Genomic DNA, 13,462 nt, shown 5'->3' with positions numbered 1-13,462 from the left:
ATGGAAAACAAAAGAGAAACGTACTTTTTGATGAATTTAAGCGAATTCTAATAATCCTTCTGTTCCCTTTTTCAAATTAGTTATTTTTGCAAATCGGTCTGGCTGTAAAGGACCTTTTCCAAGTGATTGTACCCGAAGTACTATGAATATTTCCCTTAATTGGCTCAAACAATACATTTCCCTGACCGAGTCGCCCGAAGAATTAGACCAGTTACTGACGGGCTGTGGCCTCGAAGTGGAAGAAATCGAACGCATTGATTCCGTACCGGGTGGTTTGCAGGGCGTGGTGATTGGCGAAGTATTGACGTGTGAGCCGTTTACCGTCAAAGAAAAACAATTACACCTGACCACCGTCGACATTGGTACGGGGGAACCCACGACCATCGTTTGCGGAGCTGCGAACGTCGCCGCGGGTCAACGCGTGGTCGTCGCTACAGTAGGAGCCACCATTTATCCAACGAATGGCGAACCGTTTACCATCGGTAAGCGTAAAGTGTACGGTCACCCTTCCGAAGGGATGATTTGTGCCGAAGACGAGCTGGGTCTGGGTACCAGCCACGCGGGAATCATGGTACTCACCACCGATCTCCCCAACGGTACGCCCGCAGCTACTTACTTCAAACTGGAACCGGATTACCGCATTGTGATTGGCCTGACGCCCAACCGGGCCGATGCCGCTTCGCACATTGGCGTAGCCCGCGACCTGAAAGCACTCTTGCACCGGGATATTAAGCTGCCTTTTGCGGATAACTTTTACGCCGCCAACAATCAGCATCCGATTGACGTAGTGGTGGAAAATACCGAAGCTTGTCCACGGTTCTGTGGGGTTACGATTGACGGGGTGAAAGTGGCGGAATCGCCTGACTGGCTCAAGCAATCGCTGCTGGCCATTGGTTTGCGACCCATCAACAACATTGTCGACATAACCAACTTCATCTGCCACGAGCTGGGTCAGCCGATGCACGCCTACGACTGGCACGAACTGGCCGGACAGAAAATCGTGGTGAAAACCATGCCGGAAGGGACGAAATTCGTGACGCTCGACGGAATCGAACGGACGCTTTCCAGTGAAGACCTGATGATCTGCGATGCTGAAAAACCCGTAGGCATTGCGGGCGTATTTGGTGGCCAGGAATCGGGCATCAAGGAAACGACGACGCGGGTGTTTCTGGAAGTGGCGTACTTCTCGCCCGACTGGGTACGGAAATCATCCATGCGACATGGCCTGAAAACAGACGCCAGTTTCCGATTTGAACGCGGAACGGACCCCAATTTCAAGCTGTACACGCTCAAGCGGGCGGCACTGCTCATGCAGGAACTGGCCGGCGGAAAGATTACGAGTGAAATTACGGATACGCATCCGGCTCAGTTCAAACCCGCTCAGGTGCTGATGAGCTACCGGAATATTGACCGCCTGATCGGACAAAAAATTCCGCATGAGCAAATCCACCAAATTCTGACGGATCTGGATATTAAAGTCTGGAATGGTACGGAAGAAGGCTTCACGGCTTCGATTCCGGCTTATCGCGTGGACGTTACGCGGGAAGCTGACGTGATTGAAGAAATCCTGCGGATTTACGGATTAAACAACATCAGCCTGTCGGTTAATCTACGGACCGACTATCTGGCGAAGTTCCCCGAGCCTTCCAAAGACCGGGAACGCGTTCCGTTCAAAATTTCTCAGTTGCTGGCCGGAGCTGGTTTTCAGGAGATTTTCACTAATTCATTGACGAAACCGGCCTACGCGGCCAGTATAAAAGATAGTCTGCCTGGTGAAGATGTCGAGATTCTGAATAAATTGAGCGAAGATTTGGGTGTAATGCGGCAAAGTATGCTATTCTCCGGCCTGGAAGCTCTGGCCCATAACGTCAACCGGCGTCAACGGGATCTGAAGTTTTTCGAGTTTGGGAAAACGTATCACAAGATGCAGCCTCACCAGTACGTCGAGAAACCGCACCTGGCTCTGTATCTAACCGGAAACATCGTTTCGGAGAGCTGGCAGCAGAAAAGTCGGCCCGTAGCTTTCCACGATCTGGTTAGTACGGTGAACCGGATTTTCAAAAAGATGGGTGTGAAAGGCCTGACTACGCAGGAAGTAGAAACCGGAAACGTGTGGGCGTATGGTTTGCAGTACCTCAAAGGAAAACAAGTACTGGCGACCATCGGTTTAGTACGCAGCGATTTGACCAAGCTGACGGATCTGAAACAGGCGGTATTCTTCGCTGATCTGGATTGGGCCGCTTTGCTGGATCATTACACCACGGAAGTGACGTTCCAGGAGATTTCGAAATTCCCCGAAGTACGCCGTGATTTGTCGCTGGTACTGGATAAAACCGTTAGCTTTAAACAGATTCAGGAAGTCGCTTTCAAGTATGAGAAAAACCTCCTGCAAAGTCTGAACGTATTTGATATTTACGAAGGGCCTAATCTGGGCGAAGGCAAAAAGTCGTACTCGGTAAGTTTCACTCTGCTGGATGCTTCGCAAACGCTGACGGATAGTCAAATCGACAAAACCATGAATCGACTGATGCTTGGTTTTGAAAAAGAATTAGAAGCTGTCATTCGAAAATAAGTTTCAGGGTACGGGAAGCGATTTCCGTACCTCCAAACGCTAAACGTACCATACCCTTGATGAATCCCCTGGATACCTCCCGCTCGGCGGATGAACTGGAAGAACGTCTGCGTGCCAAAGGCCAGCATCTGGAACTGAAGATACGCACGCTCATTTCCCAGATGGAGCAAATGAATATGATCTTGCAGGACAAACAACGGGAGCTGGAAGGCCTACATTCGTTGTTGAAGGAGCGGGATGAAATCATCAAAAAGCAGAAAACGGAACTTTCGGACTTGCGGAAACGCAGTGAGCAAAAAGGCCGGATGAGCCGGGTTGCTCTGGATTCACTGAACCCGGATAATCCCGAAGCGTTGCGTATTCAGGTTGATCATTTCATTCAGGAAGTGGACAAGGCCATTAAAAAATTATCGGAATAGCGATTTAAAAGGAATTGCTGTACCAAAGAAAAGTGAAGCCAAATCAGAGGGTGTAAGGGTAAAAAAGAACCGATGGCCCAGGTGAAAATAGGATTAAAGCCTATAATTTATTGCGAAAAGCCAATCATTCGGAATGAATAGCCCACACAATATTTGCATAATTTCACTTTTAAGTACTAAACTTGTAAAAGTTTAGATTGTAATACAGGCCATCTGACCGGCTCAACCGCCGATTAAAAGACCGAAGAAAATGCAGTTAGAGCGATAATAAGCCATAACTACTTTTGCATGGGAACGAATCGTACCATCCACATACAGCTTGCTGGCACGCAATACGAAATGACGATTCCGAAAGAAGATGAACTCTACATTCGGGAAGCGGCTAAACTATTGAATCAGCAAATGCAGCAATTACTCGAGAAGGAAAATGTTCACAGCATGCACGAGCGGATGACGCGTGTGATGCTTTTTGCATGGTTACTAATCTGAAGCTCAATGCCTTACAGCATCAGGCTTTTGCTCAGCTCGAAATGATGGATGAATTAGTCAATCCGGTACTGCGGAATTGATTGATACACTAGAGATCCCTGTTTTTCTTCACTTTTAACGGTCTCCGGCAGAGGACTGTTTGGTTTCACTATTATTTAACCATACAGACAAATGCAGGATAGTAGTATTCTATTGTATTTGCTCGATACCCTCATTACAGCGGGAATAGTATTCTTTATTACCCGGATATTCTTAGGGAAAGCGATTAAAAATCGGGAAGCAGAGGCCGAAGTAAGAGCCGTCGACATTATTAAAAACGCCGAAGAAAAAGCGGAAAACCTCAAAAATCAGCGGATTCTTGAAGCGAAAGAAAATTTTCTTAAACGCCGGGCTGAATTTGAAGAAGAAACCAATAAGCGGAAACGTGTTCTTCAGGAAAATGAAGCGAAACTGAAGGATTTTGAGCGTCAGATCAATCAGCAACGTGAACAGGCGAAACGCAAGGAAGACGAACTGGAAAAGCAGCGGCAGCAGTTAGCCCAGCAGCAGGAGTCAGCGAAACGGAAAGTGGATGAGGCCGAGAAAGCCCGCACCAGTGCCGTTTCCCAGCTCGAAAAAATCGCCGGTCTAACTGCTGATGAAGCTCGTCAGCAACTGGTCGATAACCTGAAAGCCGAAGCGGAAACCCGGGCCTCCAGCTACGTAAAAAACATCGTAGAAGAAGCCAAACTGACGGCAACGAAAGAAGCGAAGAAAATCGTTATTGAAACCATCCAGCGGACGGCGGCGGAACAGGCCATCGAAAACTGCGTCTCGGTTTTCAATATCGAATCGGACGATATTAAAGGTAAAATCATTGGCCGTGAAGGACGGAATATCCGGACACTGGAATCGGCCGTGGGCGTGGAAATCATTGTAGATGATACGCCGGATGCGATTGTGATTTCGGGTTTTGATCCCGTACGCCGTGAAATCGCCCGTTTGTCGCTCCATCGACTGGTACAGGATGGCCGTATTCACCCGGCTCGTATCGAAGAGGTGGTTGCTAAAACGCGGAAGAATATCGAAGACGAAATCGTTGAAATCGGTGAACGTACGGTGATTGATCTGGGTATCCACGGCTTGCACCCGGAATTGATCAAGATGGTAGGTCGGATGCGTTTCCGGTCTTCGTACGGTCAGAACCTGCTCCAACATTCCCGCGAAGTAGCCAAGTTGTGTGCAACGATGGCTTCCGAACTCGGGCTGAATGCGAAGCTGGCCAAACGGGCGGGTCTGCTGCACGATATTGGTAAAGTATGGCACGAAGAGCCGGAATTACCGCACGCCATTCTGGGTATGGAAATGGCCCAGAAGTACAAGGAGCACCCGGAAGTTTGCAACGCCATTGGAGCTCACCACGACGAAATTGAGATGACCAGTATGATTTCCCCCATCGTGCAGGTATGCGACGCCATTAGTGGTTCACGTCCCGGAGCCCGTCGGGAAATGATGGAAAGCTACATTCAGCGTTTGAAAGACCTGGAAGCTCTGGCCCTCAACTTCAACGGCGTAGATAAGTGCTACGCCATTCAGGCCGGTCGTGAACTTCGCGTCATCGTGGATTCGGATAACGTATCGGATGAAAAAGCGGGTCAGCTGAGCTACGATATTTCACAGAAAATTGAGAAAGAAATGCAGTATCCCGGTCAGATCAAAGTGACGGTAATTCGGGAAATGCGTTCCGTAGCTTACGCAAAATAAGCAAGTCTGTAAACGCAGGAACCCCGCTGGTATCAATCAGCGGGGTTCCTGCGTTTACAGGCGAAGACGCTACTTATCTTCGCTTGTCTTTCACGCGTTTTTGTTCAAACCGGAATGAAAGGGCCGGGTTACGGGCTGGATAAGTGATTTCGTAGAAGTGGGCCGCCCGGTTGGACTCCAGCAGGAGTTTACCCCGCATGGCCTCACCCGGTTGAAGTACCATGTGGCGAAACGTTTCCCGCTCGAAGTTGCCCTGTTCCCAGGTAAGCTGATCCATCCGATTCCCAAAACGCTGGTGATCAGCTACCCGCTTAATCGCCAGGGTTTGCCAGCCGGCGGCAATGCCCGCCCGCTTGGAAGCGTACTCGTGATAGGTTTGCCGTGAATTCGTTTGGGTCGCTACGTCGGCGGCAACCAAACCCACCAGTAAGACGGTATTGAACACTTTATTGAATTGAAGAATCTTCCGTTCCTGCTTGATTTGCCGGGCTACTCGCTGTAATTCCAGGTCTGGATCCAGGCCTCTTTTTCGCCAGGCGTTGAACGTACGGGCGGATGTTTTGTAGAGTAACAGGGTTTGCATTTCATCCAGGGCAGTACTTTCGAAATCATGTGGGTTGATTTCGATGGGCCGCTCGGTGAGATTCGTAATTTCCGTATCAAAAATCAGATACTCAATATTGGCTCCCGGTTGACGGCTGAGATAAACGGATTCAAAAGCCGTAACGACTTTTAAACTGTCATTCATCTGGCGAGCTACTTCCAGGCCATTTTCCGGATGAGTATCGGGATTAAGTGACTTGAGCTGTAGCGTCGAATGCGTACAGGAAGCCGAAAGAAGGACAATCGTGAAAAAGTAAAGGTAGATTTTCATAGCTAGTGCGGATGCGGTTGACTAGCCGAAAATACGGAGGAAGCTACTGATGATGAAAGAATTAACAGATTTTAACGGCGAGGGTTGGTCACCAGAAATGTGTAAGGGGGCGTTTTATGCTTCAAGGCAACGGAATTACGAAATGTTGCTTTGAAGCATAAAACGCTACTTAGAATACTTAATCAATAAGAGCTACTACCGAAATTTCTACGGAAACATCTTTAGGCAGGCGGCTAACCTGAACGGTTTCACGGGCTGGATAGTCCCCCGAGAAGAACTCGCCATAGATGGCGTTTACTTCCGCAAAATCGTTCATATCTTTCAGGAAGATGGTGGTCTTAACGATATTGTGGTAATTCATGCCTGCTGCATGTAAAATTTCGCCAATGCTTACCATAACTTGACGGGCTTCAGCTTGAATTCCGGCCTGGCTGGCGGCTAGATCGGCAGCGATCTGACCGGAAACGTACAAACGACCATCTATTTTTACTGCTTGAGAATAAGGTCCGATGGGTGCGGGTGCATTGGGAGTGAAAATAATTTGCTTGTTCATTGGTCTCTTTACAAGTATTTAAAAGGGCAAGTTAAAAAAAAAGCGTGCAGTTAAAGAACGTTAATCTTAAGACTTGAGTACGTTAAAACTTTTTAATCAAAGGAAGGTTCATTAGTCAGCTCCTTATACGAATTATCGACATGCCAGCTTCCGACCGTCCGTTCTATCACCGGGCTTCTCACTCTTTAATTATCATTAGCCTCGTTACGCTGGGTATTTACATTGGACAGGAAATTATTGTGCCCCTGGCGTTGGGAGGCTTATTGGCCATTCTGTTAAGACCCGTAGAAGCCTGGTTTATGCGGAGGGGCGTTCATAAAGTAATCGCTATTTGTCTGACGTTGTTACTAGCCGTTATTGTCTTGTCGGGCGTAGCCATCTTCATTTCCATACAGATTTCCAATTTCTCGGATGATCTGCCGAAGCTGCAGCAAAACATCAATGACTTTTACCGGGTAGCCCGTCGCTGGGTTCGCCAGGAGTACAATGTCAGTTATACGAAACAGGCTCAGTACATCAAGCAGGCCCAGCAGAAAACGCTCGAAAACCTGCAGGGCGGTACGGGAGCCTTAGCGGCTATCTCGGGACCCCTCGGAACCCTGGCTTTGATTCCCATTTATGTCTTCTTATTGCTGTACTACCGGGCCATGTTGCTTAAGTTTCTGGTATCACTCTTTGTGGAAGAACACGCCGGGCGGGTCTGGGAAATTATTGGGCAGGTAAAGACCGTTATTCAAAGTTACGTGGTCGGCCTGCTGCTTGAAACCGCTTGTGTAGCCATTCTTAATGCTCTGGGATTACTGGCTTTGGGCGTGGAGTATGCCATCATGCTGAGCGTCATCGCCGCCATTTTGAACTTAATTCCTTATTTGGGAGGCATCATTGCAACGGTACTGGCCGTTGCCATTGTGTTTATTAATAATCCGGAGCCTTCGATGCTGCTGGGCGTGGTAGGCGTGTTTCTAGCCGTACAATTCATTGATAATAACTTCTTAGTACCGATGATTGTCGGTTCGAAAGTAAAGGTCAATGCTTTAGTATCCATCGTGGGCGTACTCATTGGCGGAGCATTGGCTGGTGTATCGGGGATGTTTCTTTCCATTCCGGCGATTGCCCTGATGAAAGTCGTTTTCGACCGGGTCGAAGGGCTGGAACCCTGGGGCATACTCATTGGCGATGATCAGCCCGACGACGCCAAACAACCGATGTTGCCGCGGTGGATGCGAATCTGGGAACGCAGAAAGGCCGAAAACGGTTGATTCCAAAAGCTTTCTTCCCAGTATGCAATCATCTACGGCCGAACCGATTCAGAAAAATAATCAACGCTATCAACCTTCAGCGGTTGTATTGATGCTACTGGCTTCTTTGCTGTTTGCGATCATGACGCTGACCGCCAAGCAGCTCAGTACCCGTTTCGATGCCGTAGAACTGGTGTTCTTTCGTAATCTAGTAGGGGCTACCTTTATTTTAATCAGCCTCCGACGCCGTCCCATGCAGCAGCCGGGCGGCAAACCCTTCCTGCTGATTTTTCGGGGTGTGGTAGGGACGGCTTCTCTTTACATGCTTTTTTATTCGGTACGAACGCTGACACTCGGTACGGCTTCGGCTTATCAGTATACCTATCCTATTTTTCTAAGCATTCTTTCCTTTCTGTTTTTTGGCGAAAAACTCAACCGTCGGGAGTGGGCGGCGATTGGACTGGGCTTCGTGGGAATTCTCTTCATTTTTCGTCCGGACGTAACCATGCCTCTTCGCTGGCACCTGATTGGGCTAAGTTGTGCGTTACTGACGGCTATTTCTTACCTGTCTATTCGAGGACTTAATCGCTATTACGATACGCGGGCCATTGTTCTTTCCTTTATGCTATCAGGCCTAGTCTTACCAGCTATATCGATGGTACTGGGCGAACACTGGCCCAAGGCAGAAAGCCTGTGGCTCGGTCGTTTCGTATGGCCGCAGGGCTGGGAGTGGCTCGTCTTGCTGGGAATGGGAGCCGCGGCTCTGGCAGCTCAACTCGCCATGACGCGTTCTTTGGGCATGGATAAAGCGGGTCGGGTATCGGCGGTTGGTTATTCAAATATTGTCTTCTCCCTACTGCTGGGGTTACTACTAGGCGACGCTCTGCCCTCCCTGCCTGTACTGCTCGGAATCACGTTGGTCATTAGCAGTGGGGTGCTCATTGCCTGGAAGAAACGAACGCCTGCAACCGCTAAATAAAGATCAGTTGTTATCAAAAAAAGATTAGATTTTTTTGATAACAAGCAGGGTTTGCTTTTGCTTTAATCGTCTTATCCTCAGTAGTACTTAGCCTCTTTCCGTTAAACAATTCCTTAATTTTTTTAAGAATACGCGTGAGCGTAGGAAGCTCAGCCGTTGTCGCCTTTCGGGCTTCATACGGACGGGAATGCTATGCCTTTATACACTCAATCTTTCTATTCCAACCTTTTCAAAACCGTTTAAACGAGCACCGACTATGACCTTTTTGGATGAAACCATTGCCCTGCCCGTCGGCGTAACCCTGGATCGATTTATCAAACGTAACCAGGAAGCTTTTCCCTTTGCTACCGGTGAGCTTTCACAACTTTTACGGGATATAGCCCTGGCGGCTAAGATCGTGAACCGGGAGATTAATAAAGCGGGTCTGGTGGATGTGACCGGAGCCCTCGGAACGTCCAATATTCAGGGAGAAGCCCAGCAGAAACTGGACATGATCGCCCATATCCGGTTTATGCGGGCCTTGAGAAATGGCGGCGAAGTGGCCGGGATCGTGTCGGAAGAAGAAGAAAATATTGTTTTCACCGGAAACGATGAGGCTAAGTACGTAGTTGCCATCGATCCTTTAGACGGATCTTCCAACATCGATGTAAATGTTTCAATCGGTACGATTTTCTCCATCTATCGTCGTCTGAGTCCACAGGGTACTAAAGTCAACACAAACGATTTTTTACAGGGTGGCGAAGCTCAGGTAGCCGCCGGGTACGTGCTATACGGCTCGTCAACAGTGCTGGTATACACAACAGGACACGGTGTCAATGGCTTTACGTACGAGTCTTCACTGGGCGAATTTTTCCTTTCCTATCCCACCATTCAAATTCCGGAGGATGGCAATCTGTACTCAATTAACGATGGGAACATGCCCGATTTTCCGGAAGCCATCCTTCGGTATATCGACGTATGCCGGAGTCGTCGGTATTCAGCCCGATACATTGGTTCACTCGTGGGCGATTTTCACCGGAATCTTCTGAAGGGAGGTATTTACTTCTATCCACCCACCCGTAAAACGCCTCAGGGCAAGTTGCGGCTCTTGTATGAATGCTACCCGCTGGCTTTCATTGTCGAACAGGCAGGCGGTATGGCTACCGATGGGAAGCAACGTTTATTAGAGGTCGAAATCAGGAATTTACATCAACGAAGTTCCCTGTGTATTGGCTCTAGTAATATGGTGAAAGAAGCCAATCAGGTATACGTTGAACAGGGCACCATGGCGGAATAAAACGGACCGACAGTCAGGGCTTACCCATAAGTGCTCGCGTGGGAACAATTTTCTACAGATTTAGTAAGTTTATTATTTGTTTAACTGTTTGATTTACAGGGATATTTGATTTTTGGCTTAGGTTTTTTTGCAGAATTAACATAAGCGTATCAACCAAAAACAAGTAAGTCATGGAAACTACAGTAACAAACGACAAATTAGTAGATGTACTTAATGATTTAGTGCGTATTAATAACGACCGGATCGCTGGATACGAAAAAGCAGTAAACGAAGCTGAACTCGAAGACGTAGATTTGAAAGCTTTGTTCAACCGTTTTGCCGACGAAAGCCGCACATATCGGGATGAGTTGAGCCGTGAAATTGTTAGCCTCGGTGGCACGCCTACCGACGAAACAACTACTTCTGGTAAGTTCTACCGCGTATGGATGGACATCAAAGCTGCGTTCTCTGGTAAAGACCGGAAAGCTATTCTCGAAAACTGCGAGTTTGGTGAAGATGCCGCTCAGGAAGCCTACCAAACAGCTCTGGAATCAGAAGCTACAATGACGACTGATGTACGTCAATTGATTAGCACGCAAAAGTCAAAGCTGAAAGATTCACATGACGCGGTGAAAAAATACCGTGATTTGCATGAATCGATGAGCTAAGAAAGCTTTTATATAAAAACAGGAAAGGCGATCTCATAACGGGATCGCCTTTCCTGTTTTTAGGTTTTCAGATACGGAATCAAAACAGGTTAATAGATTGAGTTAAAGAGAGTTTAGTAGACATAAATGCTTATTGAAAATAATTTTAAAGTTGTATATATAATATTTAAAATTATTAAATAAGTGATTGATTTTAAGTATTTTATGTAGAAAAAGGGTCTTTCCCTTTTTATTTATCCCCTGATCTGTTTGCTTTGAACAGTATAGATAAATCAGTAGTATTTACGTACGGTAAGAAAAGTGCAAAAACTATTGTATCGACCCTCCATTACATTTCTTCCATTAATCTTTACCACCTATGTGCGGAATCGTAGCATACATTGGGCACCGCGAAGCCTATCCTCTCATCATTAAAGGCCTAAAGAGACTGGAATACCGAGGCTATGACTCGGCTGGGGTAGCTCTGCTCACCGATACGGGCCTGAATGTATATAAGAAAAAAGGAAAAGTATCCGATCTGGAACAGTCGCTGGACGAAGAACAGCTCAGCAGTCATATTGGTATTGGGCATACGCGTTGGGCTACCCACGGTGAACCGAACGATCGGAATGCCCACCCCCATTATTCACACACGCAAAAGCTGGCGATAATTCACAATGGGATCATTGAGAATTATGGAGCTATAAAACTTAATCTTCAAAACAAAGGCTACGCGTTTCATTCGGATACCGACTCCGAAGTATTTGTCAACTTCATTGAAGACATTCAAAAAGAAACCTATTGCTCACTCGAAGAAGCAGTACGGCTGGCCATGCAGGAAGTCGTAGGGGCGTATGCCATCGTTCTCATTAATCGCGAAGAACCCGGTACACTCATTGCCGCCCGTAAAGGCTCACCGCTGGTCATTGGCGTAGGAGAAGGCGAGTACTTTTTTGCTTCGGACGCAACGCCCATTATCGAGTATACCAACGAGGTAATTTACCTGGATGATTTTCAGATTGCGGTAGTACGCGAGGGTGAACTGACCGTTAAGAACATCGAAAATATCGTTTTATCGCCTTACATCCAGCACATTGAGCTTGAGCTGGAAGCAATCGAAAAAGGCGGTTATGAGCACTTCATGCTCAAAGAAATTTTCGAACAGCCCCGCTCCGTGAAGGATTGCTTCCGGGGCCGGGTCAATGCTGATGAAGGTCATTTGGTTCTTGGAGGACTGCGGGAGTATTTGGACGATATTGCCAAGTCGCAGCGAATTGTCATTGTGGCCTGCGGTACCTCCTGGCACGCGGGGTTAGTCGCTGAATATGTTTTTGAAGAGCTGGCCCGTATTCCCGTTGAGGTAGAATACGCTTCTGAATTCCGCTACCGAAACCCCATCATTAAGGAAGGTGACGTAGTCATTGCCATTTCGCAGTCGGGCGAAACCATGGACACCCTGGCGGCTATTGAACTGGCTAAATCCAAAGGGGCCATCATTCTGGGCGTTTGTAATGCCGTAGGATCGTCCATTCCCCGAACTACCCATGCAGGGGCATACACCCACGCCGGTCCCGAAATTGGCGTGGCTTCGACGAAAGCCTTCACCGCTCAGGTTTCTGTCCTTACGCTGATGGCCATCGCGGTGGCTCGCCGGAAAGGCATTCTGCACGAAGATACCTTCCGTCGTTTCCTGTTCGAACTCGAACGCATTCCCGAGAAAATAGAAAAGGTGTTGAAGAACGCCGAAAAGATCAGGGAGATTTCAGCCTTGTTCAGCGAAGCCCGTAACTTCATCTATCTGGGTCGGGGCCTCAACTTCCCCGTAGCGTTGGAGGGAGCCCTGAAGCTCAAGGAAATTAGTTACATCCACGCCGAAGGCTACCCGGCAGCGGAAATGAAACACGGACCGATTGCCCTGATTGACGAAGATATGCCCGTCGTATTTATCGCCACGCGAGATCAGTCCTACGAAAAAATTGTTTCGAACATTCAGGAAGTAAAGGCCCGAAAAGGTAAGGTGATTGCGGTGGTGACGGAAGGCGATAAACTGATTCCAACCATGGCGGACCACGTCATCGAAATTCCGATTACGCACGAAGTTTTAACGCCGCTTTTGTCCGTAATTCCCCTGCAATTGTTGTCGTATCACATTGCCGTGATGCGGGGTTGTAATGTGGACCAGCCCCGTAACCTGGCGAAATCGGTTACCGTAGAATAAAGTAGTCCGATTCAAAAAAAGCCATCTGTCCAGATGGCTTTTTTTGTTGGATAGACCATTGTAAATCGATGTAAATACTAATGAATGTACAAATTGATCTTCGATAGATCATAAAATAGTCAAAATACAGTCAGTGGACGGTAAACGGCAGGGAGTGCAGACTTAGAAGTATAAATACATTTGTCTTAGTGGATAAATTCACTATTTTCTTGGATAGTGAATATAATCCGCTAGTCACTTACGACTTGCCGCTAGAATTACACCTAATCAATCGCTTCCTAATCCTTTCCACTATGACTGTAACGTAACGTATTTCCATTGGTAGAAGAGAACCTTTTCTGCAATCCAAGTTTGTATTGATCTGCCTTAATGTGCACTTCGCCCAGCGAAGGAGCCTGTGTCTGTATTGCCTGATCGATTTCCTAAAAACCTTTACTTCTATGCTAAAAAATCGACTTTTCTTACCGGGAGGATC

11 protein-coding genes are annotated in these 13,462 nt (G+C 47.6%); 9 read left to right on the top strand and 2 right to left on the bottom strand.

Annotated elements, in window-relative coordinates; genetic code table 11:
* Positions 1–142: 142 nt before the first annotated feature.
* From pheT to rny, 4 genes are all read left to right on the top strand, one after another.
* Positions 143–2,572: a phenylalanine--tRNA ligase subunit beta gene (gene pheT, locus BWI93_RS09440; RefSeq protein WP_094810559.1), complete on the top strand. Its 2,430-nt coding sequence runs from the start codon at positions 143–145 to the stop codon at positions 2,570–2,572.
* 59 nt (positions 2,573–2,631) lie between these two features.
* Positions 2,632–2,991 carry a hypothetical protein gene (locus BWI93_RS09435; RefSeq protein ID WP_094810557.1) on the top strand — a complete coding sequence of 120 codons (360 nt, stop codon included), beginning with the start codon at positions 2,632–2,634 and terminating at the stop codon, positions 2,989–2,991.
* Positions 2,992–3,279: 288 nt separating this feature from the next.
* Positions 3,280–3,480 carry a cell division protein ZapA gene (locus BWI93_RS09430; RefSeq protein WP_094810555.1) on the top strand — a complete coding sequence of 67 codons (201 nt, stop codon included), beginning with the start codon at positions 3,280–3,282 and terminating at the stop codon, positions 3,478–3,480.
* Positions 3,481–3,651: 171 nt separating this feature from the next.
* Positions 3,652–5,223: a ribonuclease Y gene (rny, locus tag BWI93_RS09425; RefSeq protein ID WP_094810553.1), complete on the top strand. Its 1,572-nt coding sequence runs from the start codon at positions 3,652–3,654 to the stop codon at positions 5,221–5,223.
* Positions 5,224–5,296: 73 nt separating this feature from the next.
* On the opposite strand, the gene BWI93_RS09420 is transcribed toward rny, so the two are convergent.
* Positions 5,297–6,097 carry a hypothetical protein gene (locus BWI93_RS09420; RefSeq protein ID WP_094810551.1) on the bottom strand — a complete coding sequence of 267 codons (801 nt, stop codon included), beginning with the start codon at positions 6,095–6,097 and terminating at the stop codon, positions 5,297–5,299.
* A gap of 178 nt (positions 6,098–6,275) precedes the next feature.
* Positions 6,276–6,650 (bottom strand): Rid family detoxifying hydrolase, encoded by a 375-nt coding sequence (locus BWI93_RS09415; RefSeq protein ID WP_094810549.1) that lies wholly within the window; start codon positions 6,648–6,650, stop codon positions 6,276–6,278.
* Between the two features lie 140 nt (positions 6,651–6,790).
* Between BWI93_RS09415 and BWI93_RS09410 the strand changes: the two genes are divergently transcribed.
* The 5 genes from BWI93_RS09410 to glmS all read left to right on the top strand — a co-directional run bounded on the left by BWI93_RS09410 (position 6,791) and on the right by glmS (position 12,987).
* Entirely contained in the window at positions 6,791–7,909 is a 1,119-nt protein-coding gene (locus tag BWI93_RS09410; RefSeq protein ID WP_094810547.1) for an AI-2E family transporter, read from the top strand.
* Positions 7,910–7,931: 22 nt separating this feature from the next.
* Positions 7,932–8,867 (top strand): DMT family transporter, encoded by a 936-nt coding sequence (locus tag BWI93_RS09405; protein ID WP_255157789.1) that lies wholly within the window; start codon positions 7,932–7,934, stop codon positions 8,865–8,867.
* Positions 8,868–9,123: 256 nt separating this feature from the next.
* Complete coding sequence (fbp, locus tag BWI93_RS09400) at positions 9,124–10,143, top strand: class 1 fructose-bisphosphatase (RefSeq protein ID WP_094810545.1); 1,020 nt, start codon at positions 9,124–9,126, stop codon at positions 10,141–10,143.
* Between the two features lie 170 nt (positions 10,144–10,313).
* Positions 10,314–10,790 carry a PA2169 family four-helix-bundle protein gene (locus BWI93_RS09395; RefSeq protein ID WP_094810543.1) on the top strand — a complete coding sequence of 159 codons (477 nt, stop codon included), beginning with the start codon at positions 10,314–10,316 and terminating at the stop codon, positions 10,788–10,790.
* Between the two features lie 358 nt (positions 10,791–11,148).
* Positions 11,149–12,987 (top strand): glutamine--fructose-6-phosphate transaminase (isomerizing), encoded by a 1,839-nt coding sequence (glmS, locus tag BWI93_RS09390; protein WP_094810541.1) that lies wholly within the window; start codon positions 11,149–11,151, stop codon positions 12,985–12,987.
* Positions 12,988–13,462 lie beyond the last annotated feature (475 nt).

The organism is Siphonobacter sp. BAB-5385 (assembly GCF_002261125.1).
Taxonomy (GTDB): Bacteria; Bacteroidota; Bacteroidia; order Cytophagales; family Spirosomataceae; genus Siphonobacter.
This window is presented reverse-complemented; position numbering and strand designations above follow the sequence as displayed.